This is a genomic window from Granulicella sp. S190, from assembly GCF_009766095.1.
Taxonomy (GTDB): Bacteria; Acidobacteriota; Terriglobia; order Terriglobales; family Acidobacteriaceae; genus Edaphobacter.
Window position 1 is genome coordinate 171,211 of the sequence record NZ_LMUD01000016.1, and the last position, 20,723, is coordinate 191,933.

Genomic DNA, 20,723 nt, shown 5'->3' on the forward strand with positions numbered 1-20,723 from the left:
GGTCAGACCTTCTTCTCCAGCGCCGTGTCGGGCGTGAATGTCTTATTGAACAGGTTCATCAGCTCCATTGGAAGCGGAAATACAATGGTGGTATTTTTCTCGACACCTATCTCCGTAAGCGTCTGCAGGTATCGCAGCTGAAGCGTCATCGGCTGAGTCGCCATCAGTTGAGCGGCTTCCACCAGCTTCGCTGCAGCGTTGAACTCGCCCTCCGCATGGATGATCTTCGCCCTTCGTTCGCGCTCAGCCTCGGCCTGCTTGGCCATGGCGCGCAGCATGGATTCGGGCATATCCACCTGTTTCACCTCGACCGAAACCACCTTCACCCCAAACGGCGCGGTGTGGCCGTCGATGATGGTCTGGATGCGGATATTCAGCGCCTCGCGATGCGCAAGAAGCCCATCAAGGTCGACCTCCCCAAGCACCGAACGCAGCGTCGTCTGCGCGAACTGCGAGGTCTGGTAGATGTAGTTCGCCACCTCGATCACCGCCTTGGTCGGATCGACCACGCGCAAGGTGATCACCGCGTTGACCTTCAAGGTGACGTTATCGCGTGTAATGACGTCCTGAGGGGGAACCTCCATCGCCTCCTGGCGAAGGCTGACGCGCACGATCTGGTCGAGCGGACGAAAGATCCAGACGAGACCCGGCCCAGCCGCCGCCTGTTTCACCCTTCCCAGGCGAAAGATAACGCCTCGTTCATACTCTTTCAGAATGTTAAGGCAGTTGACGAGGTAGAGAACGACGATGACGACAGCGAATAGGAGCGGAAGAGACATCATGGGTAAGACCTCTGACGGCCTGACCACTGCCGCCGCTGCGATTGTAAAGCAGATGCTGCAGCGGCCCGGAATTGCTGGCTAGAAGCGCACGAAGAATCCGAATCCAGGCTGGAGCTCTGTCGTACGCTTTTGGATGGTGAGATAGTTCGTTTCGAAGTCCGGAGCCTTAAAGAACTGCTGCCGAAACTGGGCGCGAGCTCCAAAGTACTTGTTCAGCATGTAATCGCCGCCCACCGTGTAGTAGTAGGTCGCGCGCGCCTGCGGCAGAAGGCCTTCGCCGCCGCCGGGCGTGGGCCGGAAGTCAAGCGTTCCGAGGCCCGCCCCCAGGAACGGAGAGATGCCATGGAACTCACGTTTGGGGTGGGCGACATAGCCGAAGGTGTACTCCGCCGTATTCTGCTGCACGCCGGCTACAGGAATCGCGCCGAACGGAGTGAAGGTCTGGGTATAGCGAGCGTACCCGTAGTTGAACTCAAATCCAATGTAGGCGGACTTCGTATAACGGATCGTCACCAGCGGGCCAACCGTATTGCCGGGATGAAGATTGATCGGCGTATCGACCGCATCGACGACCGCCGTGCCGTTGGAGTCCTTGTTCAGGATGGCGGACGCAACCACGCTAAGGTCGAGGCGGGAGAGCTGACGGTCCAGAGCGGTCTGGGGCTGGGTAGCCTGTGCTTTGGCGATTGATCCGGCCGCAGTCAGCAGCAGGCAAATTGCAACGTTCCGAACCCACGACGGGCGAGACACATTCAACATCAAGACAAAACTCCCTTAATCGAAAACTACTATCTTTCAGTCTACTCTGGCATAGGGGCGGATGGGGCCGTCAGCGCGTCAAACGGCCTTCTGAGCGGGCTCGATGACCTCAACGACCAGGACCAAACCCTGCAGCTCCCGCACGGAAACCAGCGAACCAACCGCCAGCGACTCTTGCCCGCGCAGCGAAGCCTGCCACAGTTCCCCGCGAATCTCCACCTGTCCTTCCGGGCAGAGCGGGGTGCGAACGATCGCCGTCCCTCCGATCATGGCTTGCGGCCCGGTCAGAATCTTGCCACGGCGGGCACGTAGCGCGATCCAGGCGAGGCCGAACGAGATGGTGCCGAACCCGATGCCCGCTCCCAGGGCCGTCGCAGTATGCACACGAAGCTCCGGAATGGGCCCGTCCACCAGCGTGGCGAGACCGAAGACGAGCGCAACGATCCCAGCCATCGCCAAAACACCGTGGCTGGCAAACTTCGTCTCCAGCGCCATCATCACGGCTGCTGCCAGAAGCAGAACGATCGCCGTATGCCGCACCGGAAGAAGATTCAGGCCAAAGAGACCGAGAAGGACCAGAAGCGTCCCAATGGAGCCAGGCACCACCGTGCCGGGAACGTTGAACTCAAGATAGATCAGCAGACCGCCGAGAACGAGCAGCAAAACCGCAATATCAGGATTGGTGAGCTTGCTCAGCAGGCGCTCGCGCGGCGAAGGAGCAGTAGTGACGATCGTTGCGCCCTGCAGATGCAGAGTTTGAGTAGTGCCATCGAAGCGATGCAGCTCGTGGCCATCGAGCGCCTTCAGCAATGCGGCGTCATCAGGTTCGATCAGGTCGATCAGCTTCAGCTTCAAAGCTTCTTCATCGCTATAGGACTTCGAATTGCGAACCGCATCCTCGGCAGCCACAACATTGCGTCCCCGGCGCGCGGTGTAGGAGCGCAGAAAAGCAGCCGCATCATTCTCAATCTTCTCCTTCAAAATGGGGTCGAGCTGTCTCCCCTCGACGATAGGATGAGCCGCGCCTGCGTTGGTGCCTGGCGCCATCGCTGCAACGTCGGCAGCTTCAAGCAGAAAGAAGCCTGCTGACCCGGCCCTGCTGCCCGTAGGCGAGACGAAGATAATGACTGGGATGGGAGAGTTTTCAATCGCCTCCACCATCACCCGAGTGGATTCAAGCAGGCCACCGGGTGTGCCCATGGAGACTAGGACCGCCTGCGCGTGCAGCCGTGCCGCCTCGCGGAGACCGCGCTGGAGATAGTCCGCAGAGATAGGCTGGATAGTGTCGTGGATTGTAAGTTTCACGACGACAGGAGCGTCAGACTCAGCAAAGAGCTTCGAAGGTAGAACGCAGGAGATCGCCATCAACAGGAGAAAGACGACTCTTGCGAACCGGGTCATGGCAGGCTCTGTCCGCGGGCCTGCAGGGCCTGACGCATACCCTGCGCGGCTCCGTCCTTCGGCTCCAGTTGCAGCGCTTTGCTAACGTTGACCGCTGAGGCGGCGGTGTCGTTCGCACCCAGATCGAGCCGGGCAAGGATAAGGTAAGCAGCGACGTTCGGATGCAGCTTCAGAGAGTATTGAGCCTCGTTGCGCGCATCCGCTGCGTTTCCACTGCGCTCCCGTACCTCGGCCAGACCCGCATGAGCCTCCGCACTGGAGGCGTCAGCGGCGATCGCGGTCTGGAACTCCTGCTCGGCCTCTGGAACCAGCCCTTGGGAGAGGTACTCGTGTCCCTGCCGCGTGTACTCGGCTGCCTGTTCTCCTGGAGGTAAAGTCCCAAGACGCAGAGCACGCATCTGATCAAGTTCAAACGCAGCCTGACGAAACGAGGCCTCTGAATACGTGCGGCGAATGCGTTCCAGCGGATCGAAGTCGGATGATGCTGAGGTGGAGGCAGAAGGGGCAGCGGACGCTGGAGAAGAGATCGTTCGGCCAGCGCTGATGCTGGTCTTCAACTGCGCCGCCTCTCCATCTGCCGGCCGCAGCTTCAGGGTCAGATCGACCTCGCGCTTGGCTCCTGCAAAGTCGCCCTGGCGATACAACGCGACCGCAAGGTTGTAGTGATAGTCCGGATCGTTCGGGTCGGCTGTCGAGGCCCGCTGAAAGAGCGGGACCGCATTATGGCCCTGACGGCTGGAGGCGACCGCTTGATTATTGACCACTTCAGGCAGAGGAAGGCGGCTGGCAACGAAAGCAAAGGCCGATTCAGCCTCGGCGTACTTCGCCGTGTTGAAACGCGCAAGGCCGATGTAGAAGTTGGCCTCGAGCGAGCGACGATCTGTTGGGGCGATCTTCGCAAACGTTGCCGCTGCCTGCTCGTAGTCCCGGTCGGCGTACTGCGCCTTGCCTAGCGCAAGCAGCGCGGCAGGGTAGTTGGGATTTACCAGTACCGCTGCCTGCAACCGCTTGATCCTCTCCTGGGAGGTGGGCGCGTCGGTTCCGCGAATGTAGTTCTCAAAGGCACTCAGCTGAACTCCGCCCGATGCCGCAAGAAAGGTCTGTTGCGCCACGTTGAAGTGGGGATCCATCTGCCGCGCGACCTTCCAGGCAACTGCGTTTTCAACGTCGAAGAGCCGATTAAGCTCACTCGAATCCTCCAATGGAGCAGACAGTCTCAGATTCTTCACCTCGAGCACCTGGGCCTGCACTGCGATGTGGCCGTTCGTCACGTTGTAGCTGCCGACGATCACGAAGTCAGCATCAAGATTCTGCGCGATCCGAATCGTGGTCGCACGCGAGGGCCTGAAGTCGATCGGCAGCCCAAGATGGTCGAGCGCGTACTGCCGGTCTTCGCGGGTGATCGTCAGAAAGCCTGCCGAGGCGAGCCGCTGATTCAGCGTGTCTGGAAAAGAGTCGCCCACCCACGCAAGCGCAGCCTGTCCGGACCGGTTATCGAAGGGAAGAACCAGGACAACCCGCCCGCCCGCTTCAGGTGTCTCCGAAGACTGCGCAAGACCTGGAAGGCCGCAAGCCAGAAGCAGCAAGCACAAAGAGTACCGCCGAAAGATCGAGCGAACTGGAAGGCGCTTCGTCACAGATAAGAGTATAGAGCGTTAGGGCCCTCGAGAAGGGATAAGCGCAGCTTCGACGATACGGGGAAAGTGCAGCACCGCGGCCCACTCACCCTTACGATGCGCCTGCCATACCACCTCGCCACGCAGCAGAGTCGCGACCTCGGAAGGCGAAAGATCGCGATGAAAGTCGAAGTACTTCGTATCCGCGGATTCGTTTCGCCGGCCAAGATCCACGCGATCCACCCGGGGCGCCCACTTCGTCGAGAAGATCAGCGCCACGTCATAGCTTCCAGGATCAGCCGCTGCCTTCTGAATCTGCTCAAACGAAAAGTTCTGAATCGGTGTCGTCTTCACAGGATGATTCGTATAACCAAGCTCCGGGCGGTTCAGCTCCGACGTGGCTGGCCACGCGGTGAGCACCGTCGCTTGCGGATACGTCAGGTCGATGTACCGCACCGCCGCCTGGTGCAGCACAATAAAGTCGCGGTACGTAAGGTTGTCCTCAGGCGCAAACGCATAGGGCGGATTGATCCAGATCCCCGCCAGAAACGCCGCTGCACTCAGCAGTGCAATCAGTGTCCACTGCTGCGGAAGCCGCCGCCTCCACGTATTGACGCACACCAGCAAAATCAGCGGATACATCGGCAGTAGGTACCGCGTCAGCAGCGCACCTCCAAGGATCGAGAACGCAACCCAGTTCGCAAGCAGAACGACGCCGATAGCCTTCAGTGCAGGGCGAGAGATCGGCAGGCGCGTATTGGTCGCTGCGACCGGCACAAGCATCGCAGCAATCATGCACACCACCGGCACAAACATGTTCATGTGCACGAAAAGATGCAGCAGTCGATGCCACAGGCACAGAGCTATCCGATAAGCATCAAGATTCGCCGTAGCGTTGTAGCGTAGAAACTCAGGGTTGCCGAAGACAAACCCCGTACGGTGATAGTGGAAGCCATACCACCCGGTCAGCGGAAGCACCGGCACAAGCAACGCGATCATCCACCGCGCATGAACCCCACGCGGCGAAGCCTCGCTGCGCCCCTGTATCCACAGCACCGCCTCCCACACCGCCAGAGCCGCCGGAGTCACAATGGCCGTCTCCTTCGAAAGCGCAGCCAGCGAAAACATTAGCGCAGCGACAACAGCACTTTGCGCAACCCCGGAAGACGCCTCCACAGAGCCATCCCGGTCGAAGTAAAACGCCAGCCCCCAAAGCGTAAACGCCGCAGCGAAGATGTCCGCGTGAGCCAGTGTGCTCTGCGCGAACCACACAGGATAAAGCGCAGTCAAAACCACAGTGACGGCGGCCACCCCAGGGCTAGTCAGATCTCTTGCAAGTTTGAAGAGTCCCAGCAGGGCCGCAGCAGCGACTAGGCACACCAGCGCACGGGTACCGCTGACCACATACCCCGAGAGGTGCCACCACCCCGCCAGCAGAATCGAAGGCAGCGGCGGGTGCGCATTTGTAACCGTGCTCTGCGGAATCAGGCTACCCGTGCGAAAGAAGTCCCACGCCGCCGGAATATAGTAGCCTCCCTCGTCCCAGAAATAAGGAAGCCGAAGGAGGCGAAAGTGTGAGAGGTAGACCGCGACGAAGAACAGCGGATAGAGCATCCAGAGAGAAATGTTCCCAGCTTGCTGACCGTCTTCGCCGCTGCTCCTTCGCGCTCGCACGCCTTAGTTGACGGGGCCTTGAGAAGGAGGAAGCTGTTCGAGCGTAATCGCCCCAAACGTCTGCTCGTACTGCGAAAGGTTATGCCCCAGCACGTTCCACAGCGCCTTGGCCTGCTGCGGGCTCAGGTAGACGCCCTGAAAATTCTTGACGTTCAGCTCCTCGGGATTGTCCTGGCTCATCGTTCCGAAGACGAGGAAAAAATCCCACACGCTCATGCGGACCTGCACGCTGTTGGCGTATCCGTCGCGATAGTCTTCGGTGTTGGTGAGCTTGAGCTGGGGCTGTTTATCCTGCTGCTGATTGGGGTTCTGCTGGCTCATCGAATCTCTTTCGGGGTTGGGTTGCTATCAAATTTTGGTGCGGGAGAAGGGACTCGAACCCCCACGGATTGCTCCGCTTGGACCTAAACCAAGTGCGTCTGCCATTTCGCCACTCCCGCGTCTTTTCAGCACTAACTGGCGTGCAAGAAGAACTTCAGTGCCACGACTAGCCTATGGCAAAGAACCGTCGATTGCAACGTTGGCGCCAGTGCGGGCTCGCAAAGCAATCAATGAAAGCTCAGTGCTTGATCAGCCACATCACCCAGCTCGCCGCGATCGTGCCGCCAACAAACAGCACGAAGCAGAAAGCTCCAAAGCGAATCATCATGCGCGGCTCAGAGCGCTGCGTAATCCCGAACACAATCGACGTGAAGAGGGCGAAGAGCAACACTGCCCCAAAGTGAGAGATGGTCACGAGCGCTTCCTTCCCGTGGCCAGCGAGTGAGCGTCCACAGCGGAGATGATATTCAGCAAACCGGCCACCACCATAAACTTCGTGCCGTAGTCTGCCGTCGCTACCTGCACCGGCATCTGGCCCAGATCGAAGAGCCGCGCCAGCACATAAAGCAATCCGCTACCGAGATCCCCCGCGAAGTTGAGAATATCGAGCAGGTCGCCCGTATTCGGAGAGTAGATCTTGCCCTTCAACGCAAGGCCAATCGTGAACATCGTGATGATCGAAACCATCAGCAGGCCGCCGCGAATCCATTTGCGCTGCAGCATGTGCCCAGCGCCAGGGATAAGCCAACCGGCAAGGAGCGCCATCATGGGCAGGGAAGAGGATTGCGCGGTGCGCGCCGTTGCGGAGACATTCGTAGCCATCGTCACCTGTGATGATACCAGCTACCCCAGCTCGTTGCAGCGCGCCGGCAACCTCAAATGCGAAGGAAGATTCGCCTCCGATAGAACGGATAAATAAGCGCAAGGTTGATCGCAACGATCACCAACCCATAAGCGAGCGACGCGTGAATAGGGCTGAACCACGCTGTCATCATCTGAAATCCCCACTTGTGCAGCGTCAGCGTCTCTGCACCAACCTGGATTCGGTCGCTCAGCGTGGTGATGACGGTCGAAATAGCAAACGCGAGGATGGCATTGCTCCCAAAGACCAGTACAGGAACCGCCCAGCGTCTCCACTGCCTCATATCGAGGAGGTAATACAGGCAGCAGAAGACGAGCAGCACGACGCCTCCACTCAACACCGCAAAGGTCGGAGTCCATATCTTCTTGGTAAGCGGCATCACCGGGCTTAGAGCTAGCCCGAGGCAGACAAGACCGGCTCCCGCAACAGCAAGCACCGTGATCTTTCGCACAGCAGACGCTGCGGTAAGCAGCCACTGACCCGCGAGCACTCCGACCAGAAGCGTGGCAAGCGCTCCAAGCGTAGACACCACTCCCTCTGGATCGAACGTCACCCCATGGCCTGCCGTCGTTCCGTATGGCCATAGGTGCGGGATGCCAAAGACGGCGCGGTCAACATACGCAGGCAGACTCATAAAGGAGTCGAGATGGCCTGCTCCGAAGCCGGGAACAGGGTATAGCTTGAGCAACGCCCAGTAGGCGACGAGTAGAGCAAGAGTCGTCAGAGCCAGCACAAGAAACACCTTTCGTTCCCGTCGTTCCCCCTCTCCAGGTGGCGTGTATACCGAAAGGTAAAGCGTAGAACCGAAGAGATAGCAGACGGCAATCCTCTGCAAAATCCCCGAAAAGCGCAGCGTAGCCAGATGGTAGTCTGGAAACCCGTTGAGGATCAGGCCGAGAAGGATCATCACCACGGTACGTTGCACCACATGTCTAAAGAGTTCCCCTCGCGTCGATCCACGGCGAATGCGCGACGCAAACGAGAGCGCGATCGAGATGCCGACGGCAACCAGAAACGACGGAAAGATCATGTCGGTTGTAGTCGGGCTCTCCCACTCCGCATGACGCAGTGGAGCATAAACGAAGCTGTAGCTGCCCGGATCCGTGACCAGGATCATCCCCGCGATAGTCAGACCGCGCAGCACATCGAGCGAAACAAGTCTCGTACTTTGAGCCAAAGAAGCGGAGGGCATAAAATCTCCGAGGCGTCGAATAGTGTCTAGACAAACGTTTAAACACCATACACGAAGCTATACCGCGTGGCCGTTCTGACAACAATTAAATAATGTTGGGAATCCACGTAAGGTCAGGGCTGGAGCTCAATCTTCTGTTTCGCCGCCTCCACCAGAGCTGCTTCAAGCGCAGGCAGGCGATCATGAGCCGGACCATTTTTCGCAAGGCCGGCCACGGTGAACCCCTTGGGTTCCAGGTCTTCCCCATAGATGATCATCAGCTCGCGGCGCTTTTCCGCGTCGAGCAAGTGCACCAATCGAACGTAGATCATCCCGGCAGGCATCTTGTAGCCCTTTGCCCGGATGAGCGATTCGATATGTTCAAGATCAGAGCCGGGATCGGCTCTCTTTCCTTCAGTCGATACCCAGGTATCGACATAGAAGTCCAGTCCGCCAATCTCCGCATGACCCGGCGAGTCGTAGGTGTGGTGCATGTCAGGTTTGCTCGAAAGATACCCCTCGAACTGTATCCAGTAAAGTTCATGGACGTTGCGCTTGCGGTCGGCCTGAACAAAAGCGTGCAGCTCACAGTCGGCAATGCCGTAGAGATCCCACCGGTCCGCGCCGACATACTGTGCCGACACTGGAAGATCGATCTGAATGTGCGGGTCATGCTGAGAGACAAGCGTGGCGCCCCGAACCGTCCGCTCCGGAGCTTTCGCTGGAGCTCCAAAGAGGCCATACAGCAAAAACGAAAGCGCGAGCGATCTCAGCATAGAGTTCTCCCGGACCGTCATTACGTGGTCTGACCTGCCGCGGTTCCCCGCATGCTAAATTACTCAGACGCGGACCAGCTCCGTCTGAATACGTCCCGTGACCTCTGCCTTGCCTTTGCGCGCGATCATATCGACCTCGCTGCGTATGCCAAACTCTCCAGAAAAATAAAGCCCCGGTTCGACCGAAAAACAAGTATTAGGTAGGATCAAGCGTTCGTCATGGGTCTCGAGATTGTCGAGATGCGCCCCGTTGCCATGCAGGACGGTACCGATGTTGTGCCCGGTGCGATGCGTGAACCATTCGCCAAACCCGGCAGCGCTGATCACCCCGCGGGAGGCATCGTCGGCCTGCCATCCGGCAATGGGCTGGTTGGCCGCGAAGGCGTCCTGCACCACCTTGATGGAGGCATCTCGCGCATCACGAACAGTAGAGAAGATCAGGTGTTCGCGCTCACTGGGCTCGCGGCCCACAACGCCCGTCCAGGTAATGTCGTACCAGACGGCGGTCGGATCATCTTTGAGCTTGGCCCATATGTCGATCAGGACAAAATCGCCGTTGCGAATGGACCGCGAGTTGGTTGCAGTCGGTTCATAGTGCGAGTCGGCAGAGTTCGGCCCAGCGCTGACGTTCGGTCCATGCTCCCAAAGCAGGCCTGCCCCGGCCATAGCCTGTTGCAGGTACTGCACCATGGCATACTCGTCCGTGCCGCCGGAGCGGGTGCGGCTGCCAATCTCCTGCCACGCAGCAGCAAGAATCTCGTCTATGTGCTTCTGAGCAACGTAGTGTGTTGCAAGCTGCGCGTCGGTAAGTACAGCTTCGAAGTGGCTCACCAGATCGGCGGAACTGACAATCTGCTTACCCATCCCGCGAAGGAGTTCGATCGTGCCCGCGTCGACCATCGAGACGTACATGATCGCGTTCCGCGGCGAGTACTGCATCGCGAGTTTGGTCTGGCCGTCAAGCAGGGTCTCGACCTGCGCCTCCAGCTCCTGCCAAGAGGAGTAGACGGCCTTCGCCCCGGGAAGCGTGTCAAGACGACCAGCTTCGATGCGGTGTACAAGCTTCTTCGGCTCGCCCTTCGCCGGAATGAGGTAAAACCAACGGCGGGTGACATGCGCCTCCGGATCAAGCCCCAGAATGCTGTAGGCGAGCGGGTCGCGGTGATGATGATCGTAGAAGAGCCAGCCGTCGAGGTTGGCGTCGCTCAGGGCCGATTGAATGGCAGCAAGGTTCATGCCTCAATCCTAATCGGTTCAGCAACAGGTTGTAGACCCCGCGTTTTGGACCCACCGGAGGAGGGGCAGGACCCCAAAAAATAAAGTTGAAAAAAGTGGCGTATTTTTCGGCGCTTAAAGAGACGTTTCTAAAGCACCATCTCAGCCACACAATCCACCACGATCACACCATCAAAAAACCACGTTTCTGCACCACGTTTTGCAAAAAACCCCTGTAAAAAGACCAATTCACCAGCGCGGAAAAATATGCAAAAAAAAGTGCCTTCTCTGTCACGCAAATAGCAAAGAGCCGGATCGCTCCGGCTCTTTGTCTTCCAGCAATGATTGCAATTAGGCGTTGACGGAGTTATCAGCGTTGGCCGCCGCTGCGGCTGCTGCAGCCTCGCGTTCCTTCTCGGCCTTCTCCGCTTTTCTAGCCGCGGCGGAGTTCTGACCAAGTTCAGCTGCAAGTGTCTCAGTAGTAAAGGATTCGATGACGTCTCCGACACGAATGTCCTTATGCCCAGCGAGATCGATACCGCACTCAACGCCTTGACGGACTTCACTAACGTCGTCCTTGAAGCGTTTGAGCGTAGCAATCTTGCCCTTCCACACCTCGGCTCCTTCGCGAATCAAGCGTACCTGCTGATCGCGCCTGATAAGGCCGTCTGTAACACGGCAACCGGCGATTTGACCGACCTTCGTGATCTTGAAGACGTTGAGAACCTCCGCACGACCAGCGTAGTTCTCCTTGAACACAGGCTCAAGAAGACCGTACATGGCCTTGGTGATCTCATCCTGTAACTCGTAGATGATCGAGTGCAGACGAATCTCCACGTTCTCGCGCTCGGCAACTTCTGCAGCCTTACGATCAGGCCGCACGTTGAAGCCGATGATGACGGCATTGGAGGCAGAGGCAAGCAGCACATCCGACTCGGTGATAGCGCCGACGCCGGAGTGGAGAACGCGAACGCGAACCTTCTCGGTGGACATGCGTTGCAGAGAGTCGGCAAGCACTTCGACCGAACCCTGCACGTCGCCCTTCAGGATAAGGTTCAGGTCCTTCATGCCAGCCTGCTTGATCTGCTCGGCCAGACCTTCGAGCGAGACGCGGGAGCTCTTGGCGAGTTGAGCCTCGCGCTCCTTCATCTTGCGGTACTGAGCAATTCCCTTGGCCTTGTCGCGATCTGCCATGACGAGGAAGGTGTCGCCTGCATCCGGCATACCTTCAAGTCCAAGGATCTCGACAGGTGTAGAAGGACCAGCTTCGGTAATGGGCCGCCCACGATCATCGAACATGGCGCGAATCTTGCCGAAGGTATTGCCGACGATGTAGCTGTCGCCGGTGCGAAGTGTACCGTTCTGTACGAGGATGGAAGCGACTGCACCGCGACCACGATCGAGCTTGGCTTCGATGACGGTACCGACAGCAGGACGCTCGGGCTGAGCCTTTTGTGCGTTGATGTCGGCGACATAGCAAATCATCTCTTCGAGGCCGTCGAGATTGAGTCGCTGCTTGGCCGAAACTTCGACAAACTCTGTATCGCCACCGAGACTTGTAGCCTGAACGCCCCGTGCGGCGAGTTGCTGCATGACCTTGCTGGGGTTGGCATCGGGCTTGTCAATCTTGTTGACGGCAACAATGATCGGCACCTTGGCTGCGCGTGCGTGATCGATAGCCTCGATGGTCTGAGGCATGACACCGTCATCGGCTGCGACGACGATAACGACGATGTCGGTGATCTTGGCTCCGCGGGCACGCATGCGGGTGAAGGCTTCGTGACCGGGGGTGTCGAGGAAGACGATCTCGCGACCGAATGCAGGCGAGTCGGGCTTGGTGACGTGAACCTTGTAGGCGCCGATGTGCTGGGTAATACCGCCAGCTTCGCCGCCTGCGACGTCGGTGGAGCGGATAGCGTCAAGCAGCGACGTCTTACCGTGGTCGACGTGACCCATGATGGTGACAACTGGCGCACGAACGACTTCGACCATGCCAGTGGTGTCTTCGAGGAAGCCCTCGATGGCCTCGTTTTCGAGCTGCTCTTCAACCGAGATGACGGTTGCGTCCGCGCCGAACTGACGGGCGACATCCTTAACCAGTTCTCCTTCGAGCGACTGGTTGACGGTAACGAAGACGCCCTTCATCAGAAGGGTTGCGATAAGGTCCTTGCCTCGAACATCAAGCTTTTCGGCGAGATCCTTGACGCTGATGCCTTCGGTGACCGTAATGGTGCGCGTGATCGGCACCGGCTCGCGAGAGATCTGCTGGCCGCCGTAACGCGGTGGCGGCTGGAAGCCCTTCATCGGGCCTTCTTTGGTCTTCTCGTAACGCTGTCCGCCACGGCGCGATGCTGGCCGTGCTGCAGGACGCATTCCTGGCTTTTCGCCAGGGCCAGGCATTACACCTGGAGCGCCACCCGGAGCTCCGCCAGGGCGTGCTCCGAATCCGGGACGGGCAGGAAAGCCTGGACGTGCGCCGGGGGTAAACCCAGGACGGCCTGGAGCTCCACCGGGGCCTCCAGGGCCACCAGGGAAGGTTCGGGTCGGATGCATCGGACGGCGCGCTCCTGGGGCAGAAGAGGACATAGGGCGCGAGCCCGGAGCTCCGGGAGACTGTGGACGCGGACGCTCGAAGATGGGGCGGCTTCGTTGCGGGGTGCCGGGGGCGACTGGAGGTGCGGTGTAGATGGGGCGCGGTCCCGTCTGCGGCATGATGACGCGACGAGCCGGAGGTCCCGGAGGGGTGGCCGGCGGAGCTGCCACGGCAGCTTCGGGCTCTACCACGGGAGTGGATGCCTCGGCGACTGGTACCGGCGGCGCGGCTTCGGCGGCTACAGGGGTCTCTGACTTCGGGGCTGATTCGACTGCTGGAGCTGCCGCAGGCTTAGCGGCAGGCGCAACAGTGGGAACAGGGGCTGCAACGACGCTAGGACGCTCCACGGAGGGTGGAACGTGTGCTGGAGCGGTCGCCATTGGCGGACGAGCGATGACCGGACCGACCGGGGTCTTGCTTGCAATAGCTGGTGAGGGTGCTGGGGCCACGATATTGGCGCCCTGGCGTGGTAGGGGAACGATGCGGCGAGGCGCTACGGTTGCCGTAGCGGATGACGCAGGTGCTACCGTCGAGGAGACCGGTATTGCGGGAGGCGCTGCGACAACGCGTGGTGGTGCTGCCGCCACAACAGCAGAGGCAGGAGGCGGCGCAACGACCGGTGTGGGACGCGGGGGGGGCGCGGCTTTGGCTGTGGCTTCGGCCTGTTTGCGCTCGAGGATCGCCTTCAGGGCATCGCCCGGTTTAGAGACCTTGGAGAGATCGAACTTCGGCTTGGCGTCGACCGCCTGCTTATTCGCGCCGCTGCTTCTGCCGCCATTTTTGAAGTAATCCCGAACTCTTTCGGCCTGATCGGATTCAATCGAGCTGGAGTGGGTCTTACCAGACACGCCAATCGCTTCGAGCGCGTCCAGAATAGGCCTGCTCTTTACTTCCAGTTCTCGTGCCAGATCGTTAATTCGAACTTTGCTCATCCGTCCCTTTTCGCTTGCCCTGCGCGGTTAGCTGTTCATAGCAGCCTCTTCGTTGCAGGAATCTTTATTGTAAGTGCTCTCACTGGATTTGCAGAGTTCTCGATCCAGGGAGTGCTGTGGCGCGTGGTTGAACTGGCTAACCACGATCGTTTCCGTCGTCGATACCTTCATCGGAGTTCTCCTGGGCTTCGTCAACCAGGGTGTCTACGGTGTCGTTATCCAACTCAATCTGTTCTTCGCGTGCATCGTTGTCGCTGAAGGCATCGCTGGCCGATTCAACATCTTCGGCGTCTGCGATGTCCTCGGTGGAGAGGTCGTTGACCTCTTTTGCGGTACCGATGCCCGCCTCTTCGGCGAGAATCGCCTCGGGTGTCTTGTCCATGGAACCCTCTTCTGACGCTGCAGCTTCCGTCTCAGATGCGGCGGAAACCGCAGGGGCTGGGCGCTCTTCACCCTCTTCGTATTGGCCGAAGTAGTGGCGAACGGCGATGGATATCTTTTCAACGGTCTTTTCGCCGATGCCAGGCACCTCTTCAAGCTGCTCGGGGGTCATGTCGGCGAGCGCCTCGACAGTGGTAATACCAGCGGCGATGAGCTTTTCGAGGATGGCTTCGCCAAGTTCTGAGACCTGCTCGATCGGGGTCGTGGGACCGCCGCTCATAGCCTGCATCTGGTTCTCGACCTCTTGACGCTTCTCCTCTTCACTCTTGATGTCGATCTTCCATTGCAGAAGCTTGGCGGCAAGGCGGACGTTTTGACCCTTTTTGCCGATGGCGAGTGAGAGCTGGGTGTCGTCAACGATGACTTCGATCTGCTTGTCAGCGAGGTCGGTGATGGAGACGCGGCTGACCTTCGCGGGCTGCAGAGCTTTTTCAGCGAAGGTGGTGATCTCCTCAGAGAACTCGATGATGTCGATCTTTTCGCCGCGCAGTTCGCGGATGATGGACTGAACACGCATACCCTTCATGCCGACGCAGGCACCCACCGGATCAACATCCTTGTCGCGTGACATGACGGCGATCTTGGTGCGTTCCCCGGCTTCACGGGCGATTGCACGGATGGTCACGGTTCCGTCGTAAATCTCGGGAACCTCGGACTGGAAGAGGTTTTGGACGAGGGCCGGAGCAGCACGGGAGACGATGACCTGCGGGCCTTTGGCGGCCCGGTCGACGCGGAGTAGGACGACGCGGACACGCTCACCGACGGCAAACTGCTCTAGACGCGACTGCTCGCGCTTGGGCATGCGGGCTTCGGCTTTGCCGAGATCGAAGATGACGTCCATGGGCTCGAGGCGCTTGACGGTGGCGGTGAGAACCTCTCCTGCGCGGTGGTTGTACTCGTTGAAGACTGTGTCGCGCTCGGCTTCGCGAACCTTCTGGAAGATGACCTGCTTGGCCATCTGGGCGGCGATGCGGCCCAGTGGGGTAGTGTCCTTGTAGAAGCGGAGTTCGCCGCCTACTTCGACTTCGGGGGCGAGTTCGCGAGCCTGCTCGAGGGTCATCTGGTTGATCTCATCCTCGACCTGCTCTGGTGTCTCGACGACGGTCTTGAAGACATAGGCCCGAATCTCGCCGGTCTCGCGGTCCATCTCGGCGCGCATGTTCTCCTGGGTCTTGTAGTACTTGCGTGTGGCGAGCGCAATGGCATCTTCCACAGCGCCTACGACAACCGCGGGTTCGATTCCTTTATCGCGGCTTAACGTCTCAATCGATTGATACAGAACACTTGCCATCGCTTCACTCTTCCTTGCTCATGTCCGGAGATACCGGTTTGTTTCTGTTGTTTTTTCTGATTTAGAGGGCGCTCCTAGGAGCAGTTCTAAATCTCCGCAACCAGATTCGCTTTTTCGAGGTTCGCCAGAGCGATGTCGACGGTCGATTCGGTCACGGCCTTCTTGGCCTTCCCCTTCTGTTTGACGGCAGAAAGGTCGATCGTGAGTACACCCTCTGAAAACTTGGCCAGACGGCCTTGCCACTGCCTGTTCTTGTTGACCGGGGTAAAGGTCTGGAGTTTGACCAGGCTGCCTTGAAACCGGGTGAAGTCTTCGGGGCGGAAAAGCTTTCGCTCTAGGCCTGGCGATGAGACCTCCAGGGTGTACTCGGCCCCTGGAATGAGGTCTTCTACGTCAAGCATCGTGCCAAAATCCTGTGCAAAGACAGCACAATCCTCGTGAGTAACGCCGGAAAGCCTCTCTACCGGCACTCCCTTGGGAAGATCTGTTGCGTCCTCACTTGCTGCCAGTTCTGCGAGTTTGGCCCGTTCTGCAGCATTCTTCTCTACAAAAACGCGTAACGTACGAAATTTGACGCCGCCCTGAAACTCCAAGTCAACGAGCTCCAGGTTGTGGGAGGTTGCGACACGCTCCGCGGTTGCCCGAATTTGGTCTAACTGGACTGCCATAAGCGTTTATTTCCGGTTCAGTGGTCCCGCGTGCACAAACGTTTTTAGAGCAAATAAAAAGTGGGCTTTAGCCCACTCATCTCTTCCGTCAAATCACCGGTGCGGTCACGGCTCTCATTCTTACGACGGAACAAAATCGTCTGCACTTCAGATGATACATCTACTTTTGCTGTAATTCAATGGCACCTGCTCGAAGGGACTGCGGAGCTGAACTTTGTCCTGATCGGCTGAGAAACTTTCGTGAAATCGGACCATCCAATTTGCTATGGGTCGTAGACGAATCTACAATCGATGAAATCCCGCGAAATACAGGCTTGCTGCTGCATGGCCCATCGCTTTTAAACCTTTACAACTGGAACCATAGAAAAATTATGATTAGCTCCCCCGTACCCGAAGCTCTTACTTTTGATGACGTTCTTCTTGTGCCTGCCTATAGCGACGTTGTTCCGACCCAGGTAAGCACCCAAACACAGCTGACACGCAATATCACGCTGAGCACGCCGCTGATGTCGGCTGCGATGGATACGGTGACTGAGGCACGGCTGGCGATCGCGATGGCGCAGCAGGGTGGACTGGGGGTGGTGCATCGCAATCTATCCATCGAGCAGCAGGCGGGGGAGATCGACAAGGTGAAGCGGTCGGAGAGTGGGATGATCGTGGACCCGGTGACGATCACGCCCGAGCAGACGATCGCTGATGCGCTCGAGGTGATGCGGCGTTACAAAATTTCAGGCGTCCCGGTTACGAAAAACAAAAAATTGGTGGGGATTCTGACAAACCGCGATTTGCGTTTTGTCTCACGGACAGACCTGACCATCGATTCCGTAATGACGAAGACTGACCTGATCACAGTCCCGGTGGGGACGACACTGGAGCAGGCGGAGCAGATTCTGCATCAGCATCGCGTGGAGAAACTGCTGGTGGTCAATGATGACTATGAGCTGAAGGGCCTGATTACGGTCAAGGACATTCAGAAGAAGTTGAAGTATCCAAATGCTTCGAAGGATTCGCAGGGGCGGTTGCGTGTGGCAGGGGCCATTGGAGCTACGGGAGATTTTCTGGAGCGGGCGGCGGCGCTGGTTGCTGCGCGGGTAGATGCACTGGCGATTGACTCGGCACATGGACACTCGTCGCGAGTTCTGGAGGCGGTAGCCGCAGTGAAGAAGGCGTTCCCGCAGATTGATCTGCTGGCGGGAAATATCGCAACCTATGAAGGAGCAATTGCGCTGATGGATGCGGGAGCCGATGCGGTGAAGGTGGGAATCGGGCCAGGGTCGATATGCACAACGCGCATGGTGACAGGTGCCGGCATGCCGCAGATTACGGCTATCTCAGAGGCTTATCGGGCAGGACAGGAGCGAGGAATTCCGATTATTGCGGATGGTGGGATCAAGTATTCGGGCGATGTGACCAAGGCGATTGCTGCCGGAGCGAGCGTGGTGATGATGGGTTCTTTGTTTGCAGGGGTGGATGAAAGCCCAGGCGAGACAATTCTTTACCAGGGCAGATCGTTCAAGGCCTATCGCGGAATGGGTTCGCTTTCGGCAATGGCGCAAGGCTCGGGGGAGCGATATTTTCAGGGCAAGAGCGATATGGAAGACGCGGCGAGTACAGAGCGTCCGTCACTGACGGCCCGGGAGGGTAGCGCGCAGAATCGGCTGGCTAAGTTTGTGCCTGAGGGGATCGAAGGTCGAGTGCCGCATCGTGGACCTCTCGAGGGAATGGTGTATCAGCTGGTGGGAGGGTTGAAATCGGGTATGGGATACCTCGGATGCGGGACCATCGCGGAGCTGCAGACCAACGCACGGTTTATTCGAATCTCGAATGCCGGGCTGCGAGAGAGCCATGTACATGACGTAATCATTACGCGTGAGGCGCCGAACTATCACGTGGAATAAGATTTCAAGGTGAAGGTGCCTATACCTTGAGGTGAGAGTCAATGTGCCGGAATATCAAAACGCTCTTCAACTTCGATCCACCTGTGACCGATGAAGAGATTCGAGATGCTGCCCTTCAGTTTGTGAGAAAGATCAGCGGTTTCACTAAACCATCGAAAGCGAATGAAGCTATTTTCCAGTCTGCGGTGAATGAGATCTCGCTGGCGTCCAGCCGCCTCCTCGCTTCCCTCGAGACCAATGCAGCTCCGAAAGATCGAGACGAAGAAGCGGCTAAGAAGAAGGCTCGCTCCGCGGAAAGATTTGCGGTTTGATCTCAGGTTTGGGAGTTGGTCTTATCGAAAACCATGGCGTCAAAGCGGTGGCGTGAAAAGAATCCACGGCTCTCGTATAGCTTGACGGCCTGATTGTTCGATTCTGTGACCGTTAGGGTGATCGCTGAGAACCCAGCGCGGGCGAGACGGTGGGAGCAATGATTCAGAAGGGCACGGCCAAGCCCATGTCCACGCCAGGCGGGGGTAATACAGAGCTGGGTGATGTGGGCGACGTCTGCAGCCACGCGCGAACACAGCAGCATTCCCAGGATGGATCCAGTGTGGCGATCGCGAAGCACCCATGAGGCATTGGGCTCGAAGACTCCGCAGCCGGGGAATCGGACGATGTTATGAAGAAAGCGAAGCGACCCGTGCAGGGAGCAGTACTGATCATTGATTTGGGCGTCGATGTGGCCCAGATAGCATTCATGTATCAACTCGGCAGCAGGTTGATAGTGATCGGCCGACCAGCGGAGAAGTTCCACCTCTGAAGGGAGATTCGTCACGTCCGCCGGTTGAGGTGAATTGGTCGGGGCGGCGAGGTCGTACTCCATAAAGAGGCGGGGATACATGACGAAGCCAGCTGAAAGAAAGGGCTCATTGATGGAACCGGCGTCGTAAAGGAGAAGCTGTGACTCGATGCGCTGAATGCCTGGTGAGTTCAGCAGGAGTTGCAGAAGCTGGTGAAGAAGAATCTGTGTGGTTTGAAGCATCTGCGCGCTATCGTTCGCGATGGCAAAGGCGTCCCCGACGACAGCCTTCTGACCTTCATAGACGCAGAAGGCGAAGCCGCAGATCCTACCGCGATCTAGTGCAACGAAGCCTGGCAGGATACGCGAATCCAAGTATTGGAGGAGGAGTTCGGTAGAGCTCTGATAGTTCCAGCGAAGGCGCTGCTCCCAGACGCGCGACTCGGTTTCGAGCAGAGGACGGAGCTGGCGCGCCGAGAAGTGGCGCAGATCCAGAATCTCGAGTTGGGTAGCGACGGCCATACCTATAGGAGGTTCTTCGTCGAGCTTATAGGAATTTTGATGGATGGGTGAGTGTTAGAACATGCACACCCTGTTGCGAGGTAGGATTCACTACTGCTGGGGATAGACGCGATAGACTTCGATGCCCTGCGATTCATAGAGAAATAGCGGTTCGTAGACTCTGCCTGCGAGCCATTGGTCCAGCTTGTTGGTATCGCTGGCCCGGATGACGAGGATGTGTTCAGCAGCGGGGACGCCGTCGGTGCTGTAGTGGATCATCGGCTGGTTGCGATAGAAGGCGAGGCCATAATCCATGTCACGCTTGATGTCGGTAGCGACAAGGTTGACGTTGGGAGCCTTTTGCTGGATCTCGCGGGCGAGAGGGCGGGCCGAGTAGTTCACGTCCAGTTCCTTGCCATAGAAGCCAAGAAGAAAGACGAGAGTCGCGAGGATGGGCAGCAGGGTTACGTTGCATACCTGCGGGATTCCCCAGCGACGAATGGTCAAGAAGACAATGGCTCCGAACGAGAGAGCTGCGGCACCAGCTATCAGAAGCCACTGCGCGGAGGGTACGAGTGTTTCGTACTTCATGTGCTGCGGTGCGAGGGCGAGGACGAAGACGAGTAAACCGCATGTGGCGGCGTGAGCCCATATGAGCCATTGCGGCAGGCCGTCACGACGGCAACGGTTGAGATAGTCGGCCGTGAGGATGGTGAGCGGCGGGATAGAAGGAAGGATGTAGCCGGGGAGTTTGGAGCCGGAGAAAGAGAAGAAGACGATAGGGAAAAGAGTCCAGAGAACGAGGAACTCGGGGAAGGCGTCGCCGGCGCGGGTGTGCCCCAGATAGCGCTGGGGATTGTGGCGGACCTTCCATTCGGCGATCGAAACTTCGATAGAGTCGACCAAAGCTCGAACGGCTATGACCGTCCAGGGCATAAGCCCTAGGAGTAAAACTGCGAGATAGTACCAGACGGGTTGATGGTGTTGGTATCGGTTGGTCGCAAAACGTTCAAGATTGTGTTCAAGGAAGAAGAGTCGATA

At 58.3% G+C, this 20,723-nt stretch carries 17 protein-coding genes, 1 tRNA gene and 1 pseudogene; 2 read left to right on the top strand and 17 right to left on the bottom strand.

The features are described from left to right. Positions 1 to 2 precede the first annotated feature (2 nt). The 15 genes from GSQ94_RS10165 to rimP form a co-directional block, all read right to left on the bottom strand. The gene (locus GSQ94_RS10165; protein ID WP_158943663.1) at positions 3 to 782 is read right to left on the bottom strand and encodes a slipin family protein; all 780 of its coding nucleotides are present in this window, start codon (positions 780 to 782) and stop codon (positions 3 to 5) included. Positions 783 to 860: 78 nt separating this feature from the next. Continuing rightward, complete coding sequence (locus tag GSQ94_RS10170; RefSeq protein ID WP_158943665.1) at positions 861 to 1,541, bottom strand: outer membrane beta-barrel protein; 681 nt, start codon at positions 1,539 to 1,541, stop codon at positions 861 to 863. Between the two features lie 78 nt (positions 1,542 to 1,619). Then, complete coding sequence (locus GSQ94_RS10175; RefSeq protein WP_158943667.1) at positions 1,620 to 2,942, bottom strand: nodulation protein NfeD; 1,323 nt, start codon at positions 2,940 to 2,942, stop codon at positions 1,620 to 1,622. Beyond that, positions 2,939 to 4,534, bottom strand: coding sequence for a tetratricopeptide repeat protein (locus GSQ94_RS10180; protein ID WP_254063783.1), 1,596 nt, complete (start codon positions 4,532 to 4,534; stop codon positions 2,939 to 2,941). The genes GSQ94_RS10175 and GSQ94_RS10180 overlap by 4 nt, the downstream gene beginning before the upstream one ends. 63 nt (positions 4,535 to 4,597) lie before the next feature. After that, entirely contained in the window at positions 4,598 to 6,172 is a 1,575-nt protein-coding gene (locus tag GSQ94_RS10185; RefSeq protein WP_158943668.1) for a glycosyltransferase family 39 protein, read from the bottom strand. A gap of 63 nt (positions 6,173 to 6,235) precedes the next feature. After that, positions 6,236 to 6,553: a DUF3467 domain-containing protein gene (locus GSQ94_RS10190; RefSeq protein ID WP_158943670.1), complete on the bottom strand. Its 318-nt coding sequence runs from the start codon at positions 6,551 to 6,553 to the stop codon at positions 6,236 to 6,238. Positions 6,554 to 6,588: 35 nt separating this feature from the next. Beyond that, positions 6,589 to 6,672 (bottom strand) — tRNA-Leu (locus GSQ94_RS10195). Positions 6,673 to 6,791: 119 nt separating this feature from the next. After that, positions 6,792 to 6,968, bottom strand: coding sequence for a hypothetical protein (locus GSQ94_RS20970; protein ID WP_174240913.1), 177 nt, complete (start codon positions 6,966 to 6,968; stop codon positions 6,792 to 6,794). Continuing rightward, positions 6,965 to 7,375 carry a DUF6677 family protein gene (locus tag GSQ94_RS10200; protein WP_158943672.1) on the bottom strand — a complete coding sequence of 137 codons (411 nt, stop codon included), beginning with the start codon at positions 7,373 to 7,375 and terminating at the stop codon, positions 6,965 to 6,967. Before GSQ94_RS10200 ends, GSQ94_RS20970 begins: the two co-directional genes overlap by 4 nt. A gap of 53 nt (positions 7,376 to 7,428) precedes the next feature. Then, positions 7,429 to 8,607, bottom strand: coding sequence for an acyltransferase family protein (locus GSQ94_RS10205; RefSeq protein WP_158943674.1), 1,179 nt, complete (start codon positions 8,605 to 8,607; stop codon positions 7,429 to 7,431). Positions 8,608 to 8,720: 113 nt separating this feature from the next. Then, entirely contained in the window at positions 8,721 to 9,362 is a 642-nt protein-coding gene (locus GSQ94_RS10210; RefSeq protein WP_158943675.1) for a hypothetical protein, read from the bottom strand. A 63-nt stretch (positions 9,363 to 9,425) separates the two neighbouring features. Then, complete coding sequence (locus GSQ94_RS10215) at positions 9,426 to 10,598, bottom strand: Xaa-Pro peptidase family protein (protein ID WP_158943677.1); 1,173 nt, start codon at positions 10,596 to 10,598, stop codon at positions 9,426 to 9,428. Positions 10,599 to 10,928: 330 nt separating this feature from the next. Further along, positions 10,929 to 14,102 (bottom strand): translation initiation factor IF-2, encoded by a 3,174-nt coding sequence (gene infB / locus GSQ94_RS10220; protein WP_158943679.1) that lies wholly within the window; start codon positions 14,100 to 14,102, stop codon positions 10,929 to 10,931. Positions 14,103 to 14,238: 136 nt separating this feature from the next. Continuing rightward, positions 14,239 to 15,834 (bottom strand): transcription termination factor NusA, encoded by a 1,596-nt coding sequence (gene nusA, locus GSQ94_RS10225; RefSeq protein WP_158943681.1) that lies wholly within the window; start codon positions 15,832 to 15,834, stop codon positions 14,239 to 14,241. A gap of 86 nt (positions 15,835 to 15,920) precedes the next feature. Further along, positions 15,921 to 16,502: a ribosome maturation factor RimP gene (rimP, locus tag GSQ94_RS10230; RefSeq protein WP_158943683.1), complete on the bottom strand. Its 582-nt coding sequence runs from the start codon at positions 16,500 to 16,502 to the stop codon at positions 15,921 to 15,923. A 371-nt stretch (positions 16,503 to 16,873) separates the two neighbouring features. Here rimP and guaB point away from each other — a divergent pair, with 371 nt between their 5' ends. Continuing rightward, positions 16,874 to 18,400 (top strand): IMP dehydrogenase, encoded by a 1,527-nt coding sequence (gene guaB, locus GSQ94_RS10235; RefSeq protein WP_158943685.1) that lies wholly within the window; start codon positions 16,874 to 16,876, stop codon positions 18,398 to 18,400. A 41-nt stretch (positions 18,401 to 18,441) separates the two neighbouring features. Next, complete coding sequence (locus GSQ94_RS10240) at positions 18,442 to 18,711, top strand: DUF2277 domain-containing protein (RefSeq protein ID WP_158943687.1); 270 nt, start codon at positions 18,442 to 18,444, stop codon at positions 18,709 to 18,711. A gap of 2 nt (positions 18,712 to 18,713) precedes the next feature. Here GSQ94_RS10240 and GSQ94_RS10245 read toward each other — a convergent pair whose 3' ends face one another. Beyond that, positions 18,714 to 19,703, bottom strand: coding sequence for an N-acetyltransferase (locus GSQ94_RS10245; RefSeq protein WP_158943689.1), 990 nt, complete (start codon positions 19,701 to 19,703; stop codon positions 18,714 to 18,716). A 90-nt stretch (positions 19,704 to 19,793) separates the two neighbouring features. Then, positions 19,794 to 20,723: pseudogene (locus GSQ94_RS21375) on the bottom strand (glycosyltransferase family 39 protein); the annotation flags it as partial.

Coding starts and splice junctions, on each gene's coding strand:
- GSQ94_RS10165 (WP_158943663.1), bottom strand. CDS start 782: ATGATGTCTCTTCCGCTCCTATTCGCTGTCGTCATCGTCGTTCTCTAC.
- GSQ94_RS10170 (WP_158943665.1), bottom strand. CDS start 1,541: ATGTTGAATGTGTCTCGCCCGTCGTGGGTTCGGAACGTTGCAATTTGC.
- GSQ94_RS10175 (WP_158943667.1), bottom strand. CDS start 2,942: ATGACCCGGTTCGCAAGAGTCGTCTTTCTCCTGTTGATGGCGATCTCC.
- GSQ94_RS10185 (WP_158943668.1), bottom strand. CDS start 6,172: ATGCTCTATCCGCTGTTCTTCGTCGCGGTCTACCTCTCACACTTTCGC.
- GSQ94_RS10190 (WP_158943670.1), bottom strand. CDS start 6,553: ATGAGCCAGCAGAACCCCAATCAGCAGCAGGATAAACAGCCCCAGCTC.
- GSQ94_RS10200 (WP_158943672.1), bottom strand. CDS start 7,375: ATGGCTACGAATGTCTCCGCAACGGCGCGCACCGCGCAATCCTCTTCC.
- GSQ94_RS10205 (WP_158943674.1), bottom strand. CDS start 8,607: ATGCCCTCCGCTTCTTTGGCTCAAAGTACGAGACTTGTTTCGCTCGAT.
- GSQ94_RS10210 (WP_158943675.1), bottom strand. CDS start 9,362: ATGCTGAGATCGCTCGCGCTTTCGTTTTTGCTGTATGGCCTCTTTGGA.
- GSQ94_RS10215 (WP_158943677.1), bottom strand. CDS start 10,598: ATGAACCTTGCTGCCATTCAATCGGCCCTGAGCGACGCCAACCTCGAC.
- infB (WP_158943679.1), bottom strand. CDS start 14,102: ATGAGCAAAGTTCGAATTAACGATCTGGCACGAGAACTGGAAGTAAAG.
- nusA (WP_158943681.1), bottom strand. CDS start 15,834: ATGGCAAGTGTTCTGTATCAATCGATTGAGACGTTAAGCCGCGATAAA.
- rimP (WP_158943683.1), bottom strand. CDS start 16,502: ATGGCAGTCCAGTTAGACCAAATTCGGGCAACCGCGGAGCGTGTCGCA.
- guaB (WP_158943685.1), top strand. CDS start 16,874: ATGATTAGCTCCCCCGTACCCGAAGCTCTTACTTTTGATGACGTTCTT.
- GSQ94_RS10240 (WP_158943687.1), top strand. CDS start 18,442: ATGTGCCGGAATATCAAAACGCTCTTCAACTTCGATCCACCTGTGACC.
- GSQ94_RS10245 (WP_158943689.1), bottom strand. CDS start 19,703: ATGGCCGTCGCTACCCAACTCGAGATTCTGGATCTGCGCCACTTCTCG.